This window comes from Streptomyces sp. RPT161 (assembly GCF_027533845.1).
GTDB lineage: Bacteria > Actinomycetota > Actinomycetes > Streptomycetales > Streptomycetaceae > Streptantibioticus_A > Streptantibioticus_A silvisoli_A.
On record NZ_JAPZVN010000005.1, the window covers coordinates 261,127 to 278,765 of the forward strand.

17 protein-coding genes are annotated in these 17,639 nt (G+C 71.6%); 12 read left to right on the forward strand and 5 right to left on the reverse strand.

Features of this window, described 5'->3' with window-relative positions; genetic code table 11:
- Positions 1–72: 72 nt before the first annotated feature.
- The 3 genes from O5O46_RS14340 to hutI are packed head-to-tail and all read left to right on the forward strand — an operon-like array spanning position 73 to position 3,868.
- A complete protein-coding gene (locus O5O46_RS14340; protein ID WP_269855774.1) occupies positions 73–1,272 on the forward strand; it encodes an allantoate amidohydrolase in 1,200 nt (399 codons plus the stop codon).
- Positions 1,263–2,672, forward strand: a complete 1,410-nt coding sequence (locus O5O46_RS14345) for a formimidoylglutamate deiminase (RefSeq protein WP_443072527.1) — start codon at positions 1,263–1,265, stop codon at positions 2,670–2,672. Before O5O46_RS14340 ends, O5O46_RS14345 begins: the two co-directional genes overlap by 10 nt.
- Positions 2,669–3,868 (forward strand): imidazolonepropionase, encoded by a 1,200-nt coding sequence (gene hutI / locus O5O46_RS14350; RefSeq protein ID WP_443072529.1) that lies wholly within the window; start codon positions 2,669–2,671, stop codon positions 3,866–3,868. Before O5O46_RS14345 ends, hutI begins: the two co-directional genes overlap by 4 nt.
- 107 nt (positions 3,869–3,975) lie before the next feature.
- On the opposite strand, the gene O5O46_RS14355 is transcribed toward hutI, so the two are convergent.
- On the reverse strand, positions 3,976–4,899 hold the full coding sequence (locus tag O5O46_RS14355) for an RNA polymerase sigma factor SigF (RefSeq protein WP_269855846.1): 924 nt from the start codon (positions 4,897–4,899) through the stop codon (positions 3,976–3,978).
- Positions 4,900–5,164: 265 nt separating this feature from the next.
- Between O5O46_RS14355 and O5O46_RS14360 the strand changes: the two genes are divergently transcribed.
- Together O5O46_RS14360 and O5O46_RS14365 are read left to right on the forward strand one after the other, a co-directional pair.
- Positions 5,165–5,533: an STAS domain-containing protein gene (locus O5O46_RS14360; protein WP_269855775.1), complete on the forward strand. Its 369-nt coding sequence runs from the start codon at positions 5,165–5,167 to the stop codon at positions 5,531–5,533.
- A gap of 138 nt (positions 5,534–5,671) precedes the next feature.
- Positions 5,672–6,172 carry an ATP-binding protein gene (locus tag O5O46_RS14365; protein WP_269855776.1) on the forward strand — a complete coding sequence of 167 codons (501 nt, stop codon included), beginning with the start codon at positions 5,672–5,674 and terminating at the stop codon, positions 6,170–6,172.
- Here O5O46_RS14365 and O5O46_RS14370 read toward each other — a convergent pair.
- Positions 6,169–7,155 (reverse strand): DUF6114 domain-containing protein, encoded by a 987-nt coding sequence (locus O5O46_RS14370; RefSeq protein WP_443072536.1) that lies wholly within the window; start codon positions 7,153–7,155, stop codon positions 6,169–6,171. The genes O5O46_RS14365 and O5O46_RS14370 overlap by 4 nt on opposite strands.
- A complete protein-coding gene (locus O5O46_RS14375; protein ID WP_269855777.1) occupies positions 7,152–7,763 on the reverse strand; it encodes a DUF6230 family protein in 612 nt (203 codons plus the stop codon). Before O5O46_RS14375 ends, O5O46_RS14370 begins: the two co-directional genes overlap by 4 nt.
- A gap of 76 nt (positions 7,764–7,839) precedes the next feature.
- Here O5O46_RS14375 and O5O46_RS14380 point away from each other — a divergent pair, with 76 nt between their 5' ends.
- The 5 genes from O5O46_RS14380 (at position 7,840) to O5O46_RS14400 (ending at position 12,741) form a co-directional block, all read left to right on the forward strand.
- Entirely contained in the window at positions 7,840–8,493 is a 654-nt protein-coding gene (locus tag O5O46_RS14380; protein ID WP_269855778.1) for a TetR/AcrR family transcriptional regulator, read from the forward strand.
- A 133-nt stretch (positions 8,494–8,626) separates the two neighbouring features.
- Positions 8,627–9,340, forward strand: coding sequence for an LPXTG cell wall anchor domain-containing protein (locus O5O46_RS14385; RefSeq protein ID WP_269855779.1), 714 nt, complete (start codon positions 8,627–8,629; stop codon positions 9,338–9,340).
- 28 nt (positions 9,341–9,368) lie between these two features.
- On the forward strand, positions 9,369–10,292 hold the full coding sequence (locus tag O5O46_RS14390) for a hypothetical protein (RefSeq protein WP_269855780.1): 924 nt from the start codon (positions 9,369–9,371) through the stop codon (positions 10,290–10,292).
- Positions 10,289–11,326, forward strand: a complete 1,038-nt coding sequence (locus O5O46_RS14395; protein ID WP_269855781.1) for a neocarzinostatin apoprotein domain-containing protein — start codon at positions 10,289–10,291, stop codon at positions 11,324–11,326. The genes O5O46_RS14390 and O5O46_RS14395 overlap by 4 nt, the downstream gene beginning before the upstream one ends.
- On the forward strand, positions 11,323–12,741 hold the full coding sequence (locus O5O46_RS14400; RefSeq protein WP_269855782.1) for a hypothetical protein: 1,419 nt from the start codon (positions 11,323–11,325) through the stop codon (positions 12,739–12,741). The genes O5O46_RS14395 and O5O46_RS14400 overlap by 4 nt, the downstream gene beginning before the upstream one ends.
- 62 nt (positions 12,742–12,803) lie before the next feature.
- Here the strand turns inward: O5O46_RS14400 and O5O46_RS14405 are convergent, their stop codons facing one another.
- Complete coding sequence (locus O5O46_RS14405; protein WP_269855783.1) at positions 12,804–14,309, reverse strand: peptide MFS transporter; 1,506 nt, start codon at positions 14,307–14,309, stop codon at positions 12,804–12,806.
- 456 nt (positions 14,310–14,765) lie between these two features.
- On the opposite strand from O5O46_RS14405, the gene O5O46_RS14410 reads away from it, so the two are divergent.
- Positions 14,766–15,437: a response regulator transcription factor gene (locus O5O46_RS14410; protein WP_269855784.1), complete on the forward strand. Its 672-nt coding sequence runs from the start codon at positions 14,766–14,768 to the stop codon at positions 15,435–15,437.
- 25 nt (positions 15,438–15,462) lie between these two features.
- Entirely contained in the window at positions 15,463–16,764 is a 1,302-nt protein-coding gene (locus tag O5O46_RS14415) for an ATP-binding protein (RefSeq protein ID WP_269855785.1), read from the forward strand.
- A gap of 16 nt (positions 16,765–16,780) precedes the next feature.
- Here the strand turns inward: O5O46_RS14415 and O5O46_RS14420 are convergent, their stop codons facing one another.
- Positions 16,781–17,287, reverse strand: a complete 507-nt coding sequence (locus O5O46_RS14420; RefSeq protein WP_269855786.1) for a GtrA family protein — start codon at positions 17,285–17,287, stop codon at positions 16,781–16,783.
- Positions 17,288–17,639 lie beyond the last annotated feature (352 nt).

A 17,639-nucleotide genomic window follows, 5' to 3' on the forward strand; every position in this document is an offset into this window, starting at 1 on the left:
GGTGGTGGGCCGGCCGCGCCCGCCCGTTCCGCGCCGCGGAGCGACTGTCCGCCGCCTGCCGGGTTCCACGAGATGTGGCGGGACCTGCGGCCGATCGGGCTTGACGCCGGATCGGGCGGATACCGCCGGTTCGCGTGGACGGGGGCCGACGCCGACTGCCGGGCATGGTTCCGTGCGCAGGCCGAGACGCGCGGGCTGGCGTACGAGGTGGACCGCAACGGCAACCAGTGGGCCTGGCTCGGCGACCCGGCCGCCGGGGACGCCGTCGTCACCGGCTCGCACCTGGACTCAGTGCCCGACGGCGGCGCGTTCGACGGCCCGCTCGGCGTGGTGTCGTCCTTCGCCGCCCTCGACGAACTGCGGGCCCGGGGCGCCAGCCCCACCCGCCCGCTGGCGATCGTCAACTTCGGCGACGAGGAGGGCGCCCGGTTCGGCCTCGCCTGCGTCGGCTCCCGGCTGACCGCGGGCCAGCTCACCGCCGGCCAGGCCGCCGAGCTGCGGGACGCGGACGGCATCAGCCTGCCGCAGGCCATGGAGCGCGCCGGGTACGACCCCGAGGCCATCGGTCCGGACCCCGAACGGCTCGCCCGGATCGGCGCGTTCGTGGAACTCCACGTCGAGCAGGGCCGGGCGCTCGACCTGAGCGGTGATCCGGTCGGCGTGGCGTCCGCGATCTGGCCGCACGGCCGCTGGCGGTTCGACTTCCGCGGCGAGGCCAACCACGCAGGCACCACCCGGCTGGAAGACCGCCGCGACCCGATGCTGACATACGCCAACACCGTGCTGGCCGCCCGCAAGAAGGCACGGCTGGCCGGTGCCCTGGCCACCTTCGGCAAGGTCGCGGTGGAACCCAACGGCGTCAACGCCATCCCCTCCCTGGTCCGTGGCTGGCTGGACTCCCGCGCCGCCGACGAGCGCACGCTGGCCGCCGTGGTCGAGGAGATCGAGCGCGCGGCCGCCGAACGCGGTGACCGGGACGGTGTCGAGGTCCGGGTCACCCGGGAGTCCTTCACCCCGGTGGTGGAGTTCGAGCACGCGCTGCGCGACCAGGTCGCCGGGCTGCTGTCGGCCGACGGCCGCACGGTCCCGGTGCTGCCCACCGGCGCGGGACACGACGCGGGTATTTTGTCCGCTTCCGTTCCCACCGCCATGCTGTTCGTACGGAACCCCACCGGGGTTTCGCACTCCCCGGCCGAGCACGCCGCCGAGGACGACTGCCTCGCCGGAGTGCTCGCGCTCGCCGATGTACTGGAGGGCCTGGCGTGTCGCTGACGCCGCAGACCTACTGGGCGGAGTACGCCTGGATCGACGGGCGTGTCGAGGACGAGGTGGTGATCGAATCCGCCCCCGACGGCCGGATCGCCACCGTGCGGACCTCGGTCGAGACCCCGCCCGCGGGCGCCGTACGGCTGCCCGGGCTCACCCTGCCCGGTCTGGCCAACGCCCACTCGCACGCCTTCCACCGCGCCCTGCGCGGCACCGTCCAGGCCCAGTACGCCGCCGTGCTCCGGCCGCCGGGCCAGGGAACGGCCGGGGACGGCGAGCGGGCGCCGGACTCCTTCTGGACCTGGCGTGAGGTGATGTACGCCGTCGCCCAGAACCTCACCCCCGAGCGGTACTTCGACCTCGCCCGCGCCGTCTACGCCGAGATGGCGCTGGCCGGGATCACCTGTGTCGGCGAGTTCCACTACGTCCACCACCAGCCCGGCGGCACCCCCTACGGCGAGCCCAACGCGATGGGCGACGCGCTGATCGCCGCCGCGGCGGACGCCGGTATCCGCATCACCCTGCTCGACACCTGCTACCTCTCCTCCGGTTTCGGCGCCGCCCCCGAACCGCGCCAGCTGCGTTTCAGCGACGGCGACGCGGACGCCTGGGCGGCCCGCGCCGCCGCGATCAAGACGGACGGCGACCACGCCAGGGTCGGCGCGGCCATCCACTCGGTGCGGGCGGTGCCCGCCGAGCAGCTCGCCACCGTGGTGCGCTGGGCCGACGAGCGGCACGCACCGCTGCACGTGCACCTGTCCGAGCAGCCCGCGGAGAACGAGGCGTGCCTGCGGACACACGGCCGCACCCCCACCCAACTGCTCGCCGATCACGGCGCGTTGGGGCCGCGTACCACCGCCGTCCACGCGACGCACCTGACGGACGAGGACATCCGGCTGATCGGCGGCGCCTCGGCGACAGTCTGCATGTGCCCCACCACCGAGCGGGACCTGGCGGACGGCATCGGCCCGGCCGTCCAACTCCAGCGCGCCGGAAGCCCGTTGAGCCTGGGCAGCGACAGCCACGCGGTCATCGACCTGCTGGAAGAGGCCCGCGCGATGGAACTGGACGAGCGGCTGCGCACTGGCGCGCGCGGCCACTGGACGGCGGCCGAACTGCTGCGCGCCGCCACCGAGGACGGGCACGCCTGCCTCGGCTGGTCCGACGCGGGCCGCATCGAGCCCGGTTACCTCGCCGACCTCACCACGATCGCGCTGGACTCGGTCCGTACCGCGGGCACCCCGGCGCGACTGGGCGCCGAGATGGCCGTATTCGCCGCCTCCAACGCGGACGTGCGGCACACCGTGGTCGCGGGCCGCCACATCGTCCGCAACGGACACCACCAGCTGGTCCAGGACGTCGCCGGGGCGCTGGCCGACGCCATCGCCGCCGTACGCACCCCATGACCCCGCAGCCGAAGGACACCACCACACCGATGGCGACCGCGATCACCAACATCAGCAGCCTCGTCACCAACGACCCCTCCCTCGGCCACGGCCCGCTGGGCATCATCGAAAGCGCGGCCGTCGTCATCGACGGCGACCGCATCGCCTGGGTCGGCACCGACAGCAAAGCACCCGCCACTGACAGCCACCTCGACGCCGAGGGCCGGGCGGTGCTCCCGGGCTTCGTGGACTCCCACTCCCATCTGGTGTTCGCGGGCGACCGCACCGCCGAGTTCAACGCCCGCATGGAGGGCCGCCCGTACTCCGCGGGCGGCATCCGCACCACCGTCGCGGCCACCCGCGCCGCCTCCGACGCCGAACTCGACGCCACCGTGGCCCGTTTCGTGGGCGAGGCGCTGCGCCAGGGCACGACCACCGTCGAGACCAAGTCCGGCTACGGGCTCACCGTCGAGGACGAGGCCCGCGCCCTACGCGTCGCGGCCCGCCACACCGACGAGGTGACGTTCCTGGGGGCGCACATCGTCGCCCCCGAGTACGCCGAAGATCCGGCCGGATACGTGGAGTTGGTGACCGGCCCCATGCTGGAGGCGTGCGCGCCGCACGCCCGCTGGATCGACGTCTTCTGTGAGCGCGGCGCGTTCGACGGCGACCAGGCCCGGGCGATCCTCACCGCGGGAGCCGCGCGCGGGCTCACCCCCCGTGTCCACGCCAACCAGCTGGGGCACGGTCCCGGCGTCCAACTCGCCGTGGAACTCGGTGCGGCGTCCGCCGACCACTGCACGCACCTCACCGACGCCGACGTGGACGCGCTGGCCAGCGGGGACACCGTGGCCACGCTGCTGCCCGGTGCCGAGTTCTCCACCCGGTCCCGCTACCCGGACGCCCGGCGGCTGCTGGACGCCGGAGCCACCGTCGCCCTGTCCACCGACTGCAACCCCGGCTCGTCCTTCACCAGCTCCATGCCGTTCTGCATCGCGCTGGCGGTACGGGAGATGGGCATGACACCCGACGAGGCGGTCCGTGCGGCTACCGCGGGCGGCGCGCGGGCGCTGCGGCGTACGGACGTCGGCCGGGTGGCGGTCGGCGCGCGAGCGGACCTGGTGCTTCTCGAAGCCCCCTCCCATGTGCACCTGGCCTACCGGCCGGGGGTTCCGCTGGCGGCGGCGGTGTGGCGCGGGGGCGCCAGGGTCCGCTGAGGCGGGGCCCTCCCCGCGGGCCGCGGCGGCGCGCAAGCGAAACGGTGGGTCCGGCCATGCCGAACCCACCGTGAGCCGCGACGGCGCCGGAAGGGCGCCTGGGGGCGTTACTCCTCGATCAGCAGGCCCCGCCTGAGGCGGGACAACGTCCGCGTCAGCAGGCGCGAGACGTGCATCTGGGAGATGCCCAGTTCCTCGCCGATCTCCGACTGGGTCAGATTGCCGACGAAGCGCAGCGAGAGGATCTTGCGGTCCCGGGCGGGCAGTTCCGCGATCAGCGGCTTGAGTGACTCGACGTACTCGATGCCCTCCAGGCCGTGGTCCTCGTAGCCGATGCGGTCGGACAGCGCGGCCTCGGAGTCGTCCTCCTCCGGCTGGGCGTCCAGCGAGCTGGCGGTGTACGCGTTGCTCGCCGCCATGCCCTCGACGACCTCTTCCTCGCTGAGGCCGAGCCGTTCGGCCAGCTCCGCCACGGTGGGGGAGCGGTCCAGGCGCTGGGCGAGTTCGTCTCCGGCCTTGGCGAGGTCGAGCCGCAGTTCCTGGAGCCGTCGCGGCACCCGTACCGACCAGCTGGTGTCACGGAAGAAACGCTTGATCTCGCCGATGATCGTCGGCATCGCGAAGGTGGGGAACTCCACACCCCGGCTCAGCTCGAACCGGTCGATCGCCTTGATCAGTCCGATCGTGCCGACCTGGACGATGTCCTCCATCGGCTCGCTGCGCGAGCGGAAGCGGGAGGCCGCGAACTTCACCAGGGCGAGATTCAGCTCGACCAGGGTGTTGCGGACGTACGCGTACTCGTGCGTGCCCTCTTCCAGGGTCTCCAGGCGTTGGAAGAGCGTCTTGGACAGGGCCCTCGCGTCCAGCGGCGCCACCTCGTCGAACGGCGGGATCGCCGGCAGATCGGCGAGTCCCTCCAGGTCCGGCAGTGGCGTCGACGCGTCTGGCGTCTCCGAGGTTCCGGTCTCCGGCTCCGCAGCGGCTCCGTAGTCCGTCTCCTGAAGCGTCTGTGCGTCGAGCTGGGGTGCCATGATCTCCTCCCTCAGGCCGGGCCGAAAGCTGCCGCTGCCATGCTTGGCGTACTGCTGGTGCGGCGCCTCCAACCGGCCGTGTACGGACATCTCCTTACCAGGCCTACCCGTTTTCGGGTCCGACTTGCAAGTTTCCGGGGAAGTCCTGATGCAGCTGTTACGAGCGGCGACGATCACCCTCTGTACGCGCGGCACCGACTACCGTCCGCTTCTCGGACGGCGTAAGGTTCGAGGGCGCAGTCACAGGCAACCAGGAGGAACGCGCATGGACCGCGGGATGGTCGGGACCGCCGGCCGAGACCGTCTCAGTGTCGCCGTGCAGCGGCGTGGACACTGTGCGATCTTCACCCCGGCCGGTGAGCTGGATCACCACACCGCTGAACTTCTGCGGGAGCCGATGGAGAACAGCGTCGACGAGGGGTGCAGCAAGCTCGTCGTGGACTGTTCGCGGCTTGAGTTCTGCGACTCCACCGGCCTGAACGTGTTGCTCGGCGCCCGGCTGAAGGCCGAGGCCGTGGGCGGCGGGGTGCACCTCGCCGGGCTGCGTCCGGTGGTGGCGCGGGTGTTCGAGATCACCGGTGCCGAAGCTGTTTTCACTGTCCATGACACTCTCGCCGACGCGTTGAACGAGTGACGTGAACCGTGGCGGGCGCCCCTTTGTGTCGAGGGGCGACCAGCGCCACACCGGCTCGCGAGAATCTGGGGGTGTTGCCCGGGTTCCGTCGGGCAGGAGACTCCTCGAACTGTCGGACATCGGTGAGGTGAAGCGCTGATGAGCACCACCCGGCCCTTTGCGCCGGACGACCGTGATCGCAATCACGGCGACGTCCGCGAATCAGGCATGCCCGTGACGGGTACGCCGGGGTACCAGGTGCGCAGCCTCGCGCTCGCCGACGCCAGCGGCGTCGTTCCGCTCGCCCGCGACTTCACCCGTCAGGCGCTGTACGACTGGGGCTGGCTGCCCGCCGCCAACGACGAGCGGCGGGCCAGCGCCGAGGACATCCTGCTGATCGTCTCCGAACTGGTCACCAACGCCTGTCTGCACGGCGGCGGCCCCCAGGAGCTACGGCTGCACGGCGCCCCCAAGATGCTGCGGCTCGAGGTGTCCGACGGCAGCTCCGGCCACCCCGCGCCGCGCACCCCGCACCGGGCGGGCCGCCCCGGGGGGCACGGGATGTTCATCGTGGAGCGGCTATGCCTGGACTGGGGCGTGGTGCGGGATCCGGCCAACCCCGGGAAAACCGTTTGGGCAGAGGTCGCCTGGCCGGGCTAGGGCCCGGTCGGCCGTGCCCGGGCGTGCAGCGTCAGCCCCGCGGCCGTGATCATGTCGGAGGTGACCAGCGCCTGGTCGGCCTCCACCTGGGTCAGGTAGACGAACGGCGGGACGATCGGCGGGACCGGCAGCCGGTCCGGGGTGAACGTCAGGCACACCACGCCTTCGAGGCAGCCGCTGAACCGGGTCAGGTAGAGGGTCACATCGCCGGTGAGGTCCAACCGGTCGGCGCCGAGCGCCAGTTCGGGACCGTTGTCGCGGGTGGTGAGCCGATAGTCGGTCAACGAGGCCGCGCGCATCCGCAGCACCATCACCTTCCGCGGCCCCGCCGCGGTGAGCACCTCGCTGACCCCGGCGATGGTGAACCCCTCCGGCGCGAACCGCGTCGTGGTCACCGTCGGCGGCGTGCTCGGTGCCGGAACGCCCGCGAACCGGGGCGTAGCGGACGCCGCACGGGATGACTCCCCGGAACCTGGCACCGGCGCGGTCACCAGACCCGCCAGCAGTACGAACGGCAGCGCGACCGCGAGCGTACGGCCGGGCGGACGTCCCGGCGGCAGCGGGCCGCGCGGCCGAGGGGTCCATGCGAACCCCATCGCGCTACCGCCGATGCCGAGCGCCATCCCCACCACGAACCCGCCCAGGTTGGTGGCCGCGAACGACAGCACCGACAGGATCAGCGCGTTGACGCTCACATAGTGCCGTGCCTGCGGAGTGAACCACAGGAAGAGTCCGGCGACCGCCAGCGCCAGTCCGATCCCGATCGCCGCCAGACCGCCGACCCCCAGGCTCACCAGCACACTCAGCGGCGCCAGCGGGACGGCCATGATCTCCGCGCCGCCGAGGATCAGCAGCAGACCGGCCCAGAAGGGCCGGGTCCGCCGCCATCCCCGCAACGCCGCCCGCCGTCGCGCCAGCCACGGCGGCGCCGAGCCGACCACCAACTCCCGCAGCGCCGCCCGCCGCACCGCCAGGCGGTTCAGAAGCACTTCGGGCCGCCCAGGCTGACGTTCACCCTCAGCCCCCTGAGCCTGAAGTTCCCGCCGGTCGCCGACCAGGCGTGGGACCGAACCCCGGCGACGCTGATGTCACCGGCCTGGAGCCCGAACCTGCCCGGTTCGCCATGGACGCCCGGCACCTGGTCGAGCGACGAGGCGTCCCGGCCGATCTGCGCGGTACCGAACCGGGCGTCGCCCACCAGGTCCGTACCGTCGATGATCAGTCTGCTGGCGGTGACGTCGCCCGCGTCGCCGCCCGCGGTGAGCTTGAAGACCACCGTGCCGACGGGGGTCCTGACGCCGACCGCCTGGCAGATGTCGCTCAACGTGGCGTCACCGAGGCCCAGTAGGGCCACCGGATGGCCCTTTCCGTCGGTGGAGTGGTCGGTCTGCACGAAGCTGGCCAGTCCCTGACTGGTGAGCTTCCCCGAGGAGACCTGGAAGCTGGTGCCGGAGACCGCGAAGGAGGCGGCCAGCGCCCCCTGGGCCATTCCGGCGGCGAGCGCGCCGACCGCGAGGACCGCGGGTAACGCGGCAACCGCCGCCTTCCTCCAGGCCGTTGAGCCTTCCGGCATGTGCCGCTGTGCGCCCATGTGGTTCCTCCGTCGCGTCGGAAGACCCTCTGCCATACTGCGGATGACCCGCGGCAGTTGGAGAGTAGGGCGGAATTTGAATAATAGTCAACGGTGCGGACGGCGGTCTTCCGTGACCGCCCGCGATACCGAACGGTCCCGGGCCCGGCGCGCCGAACTCATCGCCATCGGCCGCAGGTTGTTCGCGGACACCTCGTACGACGCGCTGTCCATGGACGACATCGCCCGGCACGCCGATGTGGCCAAGGGGCTGATCTACTACTACTTCAAGAACAAGCGCGGCTACTACCTGGCGATCATCGAGGAGTCGGTGGCCGAACTGGTGGTCAGGGCGGACAGCGACACCGGGCTGCCGCCCGCCGAGCGGGTGCGCCGCACCGTCGACGGCTATCTGCGCTACGCCCAGCACCACCAGGCCGCGTACCGCACCATCGTCACCGGAGGCGTCGGCTTCGACGCCGAGGTGCACGCCATCCGCGACGGGGTGCGGGAGGCGATCCTGACCGCGATCGCCCACGGGGCGTGGGGACATGGGCGGATCCCGCTGGTGGCCCGGCTGGCGCTGATCGGCTGGATGTCGGCGGTGGAGGGCGTCACCCTCGACTGGCTGGCCCACCAGGAACTGCCCCGGGAGACGGTGCGCGCGCTGCTGGTGCGCATGTTGGGGGACACGCTGCGCGCCATCGAGGACTTCGAGCCCGGGTGCCCGGCGCCGGTGGCGGGCGGCTGAGTCCGGGCGGTGGCGCCCGATCCCGGCGCGGCGGCATGAGCGAACCCCCTTCCCTTGGCAGGAGCCCCGGCGTACCGTCGGATCCCCGAATCTGATGTATCGTCAGTAACTTTTCGGCCGAAGGGAGTTGGCGATGTCGTACGCCGCGAGCGGGACCGCGGTCCGGGGCGGAGCGCTCGCCCTGGCCGCGACGGTGGTGGTGGCGGTCGCGCTGGGCACCGCCCCGGCCGCGTACGCCACGACGGTCCCCGTGGACTACCAGTGCCAGACCCCGATCGGCAACAAGGGCGCCGTCTCGCCCATCGACATCAAGGCCGCGCGCAGCGGCTCGGACTACAAGCTCACCATGTCCTTCGAGAAGGGCGTCTCGTCCAGCCCCATCGAACTCGGCAAGGGCGCGATGAACCCCAGTGCCGTCATCAAGCTCGGCGGGGCCGACTCGGGCACGGTCAACGTCTCGGGGCCACCCAACGACGCGCCGATCCCCGCCAACACGCCGATAAAGATCAACGATCTGACCGGTACGTACACCCCGCACGCCGGCGGCAAGGTCACCTTCACCGCGGGCACCCTCACCATCAAGGCGCTCGGGACCACCACGACGTGTACCGCGAGCAACAACCCGGGACCCTCGCTCACCCTCGATGTCACCGCGGCGGGCGGATCCGGCGGTTCCGGCGGCTCGGGCTCCGCGTCCGGTTCCGCCTCCGGCTCGGGTTCCGGCGGGCAGTTGCCGCAGACCGGTCCGGACGACTCCGCGGTCGCACTGGGCACCTTCGGCGGCACCGTGCTGCTGCTCGGCGCGGGTGGCGTGCTGTGGCTGACCCGGAGGAACCAGCCGCGCTAGGCCTGGTACGGCGGAAGGAGTGCGGCCCATGGCGTCCCCCAGCCCGTCTCCCGAGTCCCCGGCCACGGCGCCGCGGGGCCTCGGTGCCGTCATCGCCGTGCTGCTGGCGTGCGCCGCCCTCGGCGGATGGACCGCGGCGCCCGCGGGCGACCGCCCGTACTTCTACCTGGAGACCGGGCCGGGAACGGTCGCCCGGGACACCGTGTCGGTGGCCAACCCCTCTGACCGGCCGGGGCGGTTCACGCTCTACGGTGTCGACGCGCGCCTCACCGCGCACGGCGGCTTCGCGGTGCGCGACGCCGCCGACAGCACCGACTCCGGCACCTGGACGCGGTTCGCCTCGTCCTCGGTCCAGGTGCCGGCCAGGACCCGCGCCGACATACCGTTCACCATCACGGTGCCGGGCACCGCGCCACCCGGTGACCATCCCGCTGCCATCGTCATCGAGGACGGCACCGGCAGGCGCACCATCGTGCCGGTGCGTCTGCGGGTCACCGGCCGCGCCCTGGCCGCGCTCGGCGTTGAGGACGTGACCGTGGCCCGCACCGCGCACGGCACCGAGATCCGCTACGTCGTGGTCAACCGCGGCAACACCCCGCTGACCCCGAGCGTCGCGGTACGCGCCGACGGGCCGCTGGGCACGACACTGCGCCGCCCGGCGCGCTCACTGGCCGTACTCCCGCCCGGCCGCCGGGTCCAACTGGCCGAGCCCTGGCCGCACCCCCCGGCACTGGACCGCGACCGGATCCGGGTGACGGCCACCGCGGGCGGCACCACGGCGGTGGGCACCGCCAGCTACGCCACCGTGCCCTGGGCGCTGCTCGGCGGCGTGTGCGGGGCGGGCGGATGCGCCGCCGCGGCACTCCTGATGCGCCGCCGGGGCGCGCACGGATGCGACGGCGGCGGTCAACAGGGCGACGGCGCACGGGAACTGGCGGGAGCGACGACATGACACGGCGGAACCGGTGCGCGGCGGCCGTACTCGCGCTACTGCTGCCGCTCCTCGTGCTGGCCGCGCCCGGCCCGGCGACCGCCGACGGCGCGACCGTACGGCTCTCCGCCCAACAGGCGGGCGCGGGCGGCACGATCACCGTGACGGGGACCGGGTGGCGGCCCAGCTCCCTGCTGACGATGCTGATCTGCGGCCAGAACGCGATCGGCGGCACCAACTCCTGTGCCAACGCCACCGGGAGAGCGGTTACGACGAACGCGTCCGGCGCCTTCAGCGAGCGGCTCCCGGTCGCCGAACCGCCCAAGCCGTGCCCCTGTGTGGTGCATGTCGCCACAGTGGTGGGCGATCCGGTCATCGTCGACGCGGCGTTCAGTGTGGCAGGGCACCCCGTGGCGCCGCTGCCGCCGGACACCGGGGGCGGGCGGTTGGCCGCGCTCGCCGCCCGGCTGGACGGCAGCAGCGGCCTGCTCACCTGGTTCGGCGCCCCCGCCCAGCGCCGACTCGTGCTCACCGTGGGCAACATGGGCTCCGACCCGGCCAAGGACCCGGTCTTCAAGGTCGGCCTCTCACACGGCGTCTACGCCCCGCAGTGGCAGGACCAGCGATGGCAGGGCACCGTGAACCCCGGCGCGAAGGCGCAGGTCAGCCTGCCGGTGGAGCTGGCCGCCGGGGCGCACGGCGAGTACCGGGTGACGCTGGAGTACGGCGGCAAGGTGCTGGTCGAGCAGCCGTGGAGGGTTTCGCGGCCGTGGGGCGTGACGCTGTTCTGGACCCTGCTGTTCGTCGTCGTACCGGCCGGGGTGTTCCGGATCGGCATGGCGGTCGTCGACCGTCTGCGCCCTCCGACGGCCACCCGGCGACCTGCTCCGGTCCGCCCCCGCACCCGCCGCGGCACCGACCCGGACCCCGTGCCCGCCACGTCGTACCGCCCGGCAGGCCTTCCGTGGTTCGCCCCCGACAACCGTCCGGGGGACCGCGGCGCACCCTCCGCACCGTCGACGGATGACCACCCCACTGCGAAGGGAAGCACGTGATACGTACCCGAACACGGCCACCCGCGAGCCGCACCGCCGGCGCGGTCTGCGCCGCGCTGCTGCTCGGCGGGGCGTCCCTGGTCTGGGCCGCGGGACCGGCCCACGCCGCCGAGTCGGACTTCGCCACCCAGTGCGTACCACCGGCGATCTCCGGCCTGCCGCCGGTCAACGGCACCACCAAGGCCGACATCACCGCACCGGCCACGGCCGCCGTCGGCGACGAGGTCACCGTGGTGTGGAAGACGCTCCAGGCGGCGTCCAACAACCCCGGCATCATCGACCTCGGCAAGGACACCGTGCAGCCGAGCGGGAACCTGACGGTCGGTGGCGCGCAGACCGGCACCCTGGCGGTCCAGGGGCCGCGCTCCAACCCGCCGATCCCCAAGAACAGCCCCATGGTGCTGTCCGACATGACCGGCAAGCTCAAGCTCACCGCGCCCGGGGACGTGACGCTCACCCCCGCCGACTACGACATCAACGTCAGCCAGCCGATCTCCACGGACACCAAGTGCAAGGCGACGGCCACCGTGCCGCCCGCCGTCACCATCAAGGTCACGGCGGGCGGCGGCACTTCGGGCGGTGGCACTTCGGGCGGCACCAGTAGTGGCGGTACGAGCGGTTCCGGAGGAACGGGCGGCACCGGCGGAACCAGCGGTTCCGGGGGTACCACCAGCGGCGGCACGAGCGGTTCCGGCGGAACCAGCAGCGGCGGGACCACCGGAGGCTCCGGCGGCGGAACCTCCTTCACCGGCAAGCCTGTTGACGTCGACTACCAGTGCGTGACCCCGATCGGCAACAAGAGCGCGGTCTCCCCGGTACAGGTCAACGCCACCAAGAGCGGCGGCGACTACGGCCTGACCGTGCACTTCGGCAAGAGCGTGATGAACAGCCCGGCCGACATCCCGGCCAACTCCGTCAAGCCGTCGATGAAGGTGACGGTGGGCGGCGCGGACCACGGCGCGGTCCCGGTCGCGGGACCGACCAATCCGCAGCCCATCAAGGCCGGTGACCCCATCGCCATCCCCGACCTGACCGGCACCTACAAGCCGGGCGCCACCGGCAAGTCCACGCTCACCCCGGGCGTGCTGACCGTCAACGCGCTGGGCACCACGACCACCTGCACCCCGGCGAAGGACCCGGGCGTCTCGCTGACCCTGGACACCTCCGGCCAGCCGGGCGGCACCAGTGGCGGCGGCACCACCGGAGGCACCGGCGGCACCTCGGCCGGTACCGGCGGCACCGGTGACACCAGCGGTGCCGGGAGCGCCTCCGGTTCGGGTTCCTCCGGCAGCCTCGCGGCGACCGGTGCCGGTGACATCGGCGCGCTGCACGCCCTGGCGCTGGTGGCGGGCACCGTCATCCTGCTGGGCTGCGCGGTCTTCGCCTTCACCCCGTGGCGCAGGCTGCGCCGGTGAACATGTGAGAGGCCCCCGGGACACAGGTCCCGGGGGCCTCTCGGCACGTGCTCAGCGGTGCCTCAGTGCACGTCGCCCAGCAGTGCGATGATCCGCTTGCGGTAGACGAAGACCGCCACACCGGCGAGCGCGGCCACCGCGCCCTGGATCGCGAACGACGCCTCGGACAGGAACGCGTTGCCCGCCACCAGCTGGATGATCGCGGCGGTGCAGTCACCGGCCGTCACGGCAAGGAACCACAGACCCATCATCTGGCCCGCGTACTTGGCCGGAGCCAGCTTGGTGGTGACCGACAGGCCGACCGGCGAGAGGCACAGCTCCGCGACCGTCTGCACCAGGTAGACCATGGCCAGCCACAGCGGGGTGACCTTCGCCCCGCCCGCGGCGGCGGTCTGCGCCATCATCATCACGCCGAACGAGATGCCGATGCCCAGCAGGCCGAGGGCGAACTTCACGGTGGTGCTGGGGTTGCGGTCCTTCAGCTTCACCCAGAGCATCGCGACGAACGGCGCCAGCGCCATGATGTAGAGCGGGTTCAGCGACTGGAACCAGCTGCTCGGGAAGCCGAAGCCGAACAGCTTCGACGCCGTGTTGTTGCTGGCGAAGACCGTCAGGGTGGAACCGGACTGGTCGTAGATCATCCAGAACACCGCGGCGGCGATGAAGAACCAGATGTACCCGGTGACCTTGGACCGCTCGTCCGCCGTGATCTCCTTGTCGCGGCGGATCTTCACGAAGTAGTACGCGGGCAGCGCCAGACCGGCCAGCGACAGCGGCCACAGCGCCCAGTTGATGGTGAACGAACCGGTGGCGACCACGACGGCGTAGAAGAGCACCGCCGCACCGGCCCACATGCCGGCCTTCTTCAGCAGTACGGAGCGCTCCTCGGCCCGCAGCGGGGCCGGGACGCGGCTGCTCTCCTCCGCCAGGTGGCGGGTGCCCAGCAGGAACTGGCCGAGACCCAGCGCCATGCCGACACCGGCGAGGGCGAAGCCCAGGTGCCAGTTGACGCTCTGGCCGACCGTGCCGATGACCAGCGGCGCGGCGAAGGCACCGAGGTTGATGCCCATGTAGAAGATCGTGAAGGCGCCGTCCCGGCGCGGGTCGTTCCGTTCCGGGTAGAGGTGGCCGACCATCGTGGAGATGTTGGCCTTCAGCAGGCCGGAGCCGACCGCGATGAAGACCAGGCCCACGAAGAACGAGGCCTCGACCGGCACCGCCAGCAGGAAGTGGCCGATCATGATGATGGTGCCGGCCACGGCGACGGTCTTGCGCGGGCCCCACAGGCGGTCCGCGATCCAGCCGCCTGGCATGGCGAGCAGGTACACCGTCGCGTTGTAGACGGAGTAGATGGCGGCACCAGTGGCGGCGGCGAAGGCCAGACCGCCCTTGGAAGCCGGGGCGACCAGATAGAGCACGAGCAGTGCGCGCATGCCGTAGAAGCTGAACCGCTCCCACATCTCCGTCATGAAGAGGGTGGCCAGGCCGCGGGGGTGGCCGAAGAAGGTGCCGCCGCCGTTCACAGGGGTCGCCTGTGCTGCGGTGTCCTTCGTCAGGCTGGACGCCATGGTCGTTCCTTGGGTGCTCAGAGCGTGTGTTGGGGGGAACGCACGCCCGGTGGGGGTGACCGGCACCGGCACGCGTACCGCCCGCCCCTCAACGTCCAGGGGGGTTCGCTCCCTTGTTCGGGAGCGGCAGAGCGGTCGCACGCCGGGATCCACGCCCCGCCTTCGCGGCATGGGCCCGGCCGACAGGTCATTCACTGGTGGGGGTGGCGGTATGCCGCCCCCGCACAGAAAGAGACCCTTGGCGCGTCGTTCGGCCGAGAGTCTCTTGGTCGTGCTAACGGACGTTCGCCCCAAGGTAGGTCAAGAGTCACGGCTATTGCACCGTCTTGAGATATACGTCACAAGGGGGCGCGAGGAGTCGTGTGATCCACTCTCCGGCGCGCCGAGCCCCATCGATGATCCGGTGGCGTCCGCCCGCGCGCCCCCGTGGCCAGCTACGCGGACTACCATCAGCCCATGACCCGCGTACTGCTCGCCGAGGACGACGCTTCAATCTCGGAACCGCTCGCGCGCGCGCTGCGCCGCGAGGGCTACGAGGTCGAGGTGCGCGAAGACGGACCCACGGCACTCGACGCCGGACTGCAGGGCGCTGTGGACCTGCTCGTTCTGGATCTGGGCCTGCCCGGCATGGACGGCCTGGAGGTGTGCCGACGGCTGCGCACCGAGGGCCATGGCTTTCCGGTTCTGGTGCTCACCGCCCGCGCCGACGAGGTGGACACGGTGGTCGGCCTGGACGCCGGTGCCGACGACTACGTGACAAAGCCGTTCCGGCTGGCCGAACTGCTCGCCCGGGTGCGGGCGCTGCTGCGGCGCGGCAGCGCCGAGGCCCAGCCCACCACCCAGGGCGTGCGGATCGACGTCGAGTCGCACCGCGCCTGGATCGGCGATGAGGAACTGTCGCTCACCGCCAAGGAGTTCGACCTGCTGCGCGTACTGGTACGGGACGCGGGCCGGGTCGTCACCCGCGACCAGCTGATGCGCGAGGTGTGGGACACCACGTGGTGGTCCTCGACCAAGACGCTCGACATGCACATCTCCTGGCTGCGCAAGAAGCTCGGCGACGATGCCGCCAATCCGCGCTACATCTCCACCGTCCGGGGCGTCGGCTTCCGTTTCGAGAAGAACTAGCAGAACGAGAAGTGTCTGAGCTCCGATGCGCCGCCGTCTGATCAACTCCACGCTCGCAGTGGTCCTCGTCGTGATCGCCGTCTTCGGGATCTCGTTGGTGATCGTGGAGAGCCGGACGATCGAGAGCAGCGCCAAGGAGAGCGTGCAGTCCGACGCCGTCCAGCTGATCGGTGTCGTGGAGAACCGCATCGCCGCGGGGGAGAAGGTCTCGCCACCCGCGCTCACCCGGCAGATCACCTCCCAGCGGTACGCCGTGATCAGGATCCCCGGTCAGGGGCCGATCACCCTGGGCACGCCGCCGCACGGCAAGGTCATCCAGTCACTGCAGACCGGGGTGCACGGCGAGTCGGTGCTGGTCCAGGAGTCCCGCTCGGTGATCAGCCAGGAGATCGGCCGGACCCTGCTGGTGATCCTGGCGGTGGCGCTGCTGGCCATCGCCGCGGCCGTGGTGCTCGCCGTACAGCAGGCCAGACGGCTGACCTCGCCGCTGATCGACCTGGCCGAGACCGCCGAGCGGCTGGGCTCCGGCGATCCGCGCCCCCGGCACCGCCGCTACGGGGTGCCGGAGCTGGACCGGGTGGCCGACGTGCTGGACGCCAGCGCGGAGCGGATCGCCAAGATGCTCACCGCCGAGCGGCGGCTGGCCGCTGACGCCTCCCACCAGCTGCGCACCCCGCTGACCGCGCTGTCGATGCGCCTTGAGGAGATCATCGCCACCGACGACCACGACACGGTCAAGGAGGAGGCGACCATCGCGCTCGGCCAGGTCGAGCGGCTCACCGACGTCGTGCAGCGGCTGCTGACCAACTCCCGCGACCCGCGCACCGGCTCCGCGGTCACCTTCGACCTGGACGAGGTGATCAAGCAGCAGCTGGAGGAGTGGCGCCCGGCGTACCGCGGTGAGGGCCGCAGCATCTCCAGTACGGGCACCCGCGGGCTGCGCGCCGTCGGCACGCCGGGGGCGGTCGCCCAGGTGCTGGCCACGCTGATCGAGAACGCGCTGATGCACGGCTCCGGCTCGGTGGTCATCCACACCCGGGTCACCGGCAACCAGGCCGTCGCCGAGGTCACCGACGAGGGCCAGGGCGTGCCGCCCGACCTCGGCTCCCGGGTCTTCGAGCGGACCGTCAGCGGCCGCAACTCGACCGGCCTCGGCCTCGCCGTCGCCCGCGACCTGGCGGAGGCCGACGGCGGCCGTCTGGAGCTGCTCCAGCAGCGTCCGCCGGTCTTCGCGCTGTTCCTGGCCCGGGAGAGCGGGGAGTACGCCGAGGGCGGCACGGAAACGCCGGAGGGCCGTCCTGACCAGGACGGCCCTCCGGTTCGCTGACGTGTACGCGGGGTGACTACTTGCGGCCCGCGTTGACCCGGGACCGCTCGGCGTCGCTGAGGATCGCCTCCGCCTGCTCGACCGCCTGCGCGGGCAGCGAGCGGAACACCCAGGTGCGGTAGGACCAGAAGCGGAACAGGGTGGCGACACCGATTCCGGTGAACTTCCAGAAGTTGTTGGCCAGCGGGCCGTCCCAGCCCATGCCGTAGGTGGCGCCGAACAGCACGCCGTTCTCGATCACCAGGCCGATCGCGCTGAAGAACACGAACAGGCCCAGCTCCTTGCCGCGCCCGCTCTTGTCCGCGTCCCGGTAGGTGAAGTAGCGGAAGCCCACGTAGTTGAAGGCGATCGCGACGATCGTCGCCACCACACTGGCCCGCACGGTCTGCAGGTGGGTCGCGCTGCGTAGCAGGTTGAACACCACGAGGTTGACGGCGATGCCGGCGATGCCGACGACGCCGAACTTGGCGATCTCGCGGTAGAGGAGCCTCAATCGAGTGTTCAGCGCGCTCAGTCGACTCATGATGTCGCTAGACCCTGTCTGTCGGTGATCGTCGGTTGCCGGTGCTGATGTGCCGGTGCCGTTTCATTGGGCTGTTCGGCTGCTCCCCCGAGGCATCATGCTAACCACCAAGGGTGAACGATCGCCTCCTGTCGAGGTGTATCCGTTCCCGCTCAAGGGTAGGGACCCGCCAAGTTGTGCCCATGTGCCGGTAAAAGGTGGACCTCCCATGAGTTGGACGGTCCGCTGCTCACCGGGGTTCGGAGTGGGCGTCTTAAATTCGGCTTACATTCTTGTGATGATCGCATGCCCGGGCGCGTTTAACCCGGCAACGCGAGGGTGTCCAATCGGCGGTCGGGTGGTACGGGTGCCC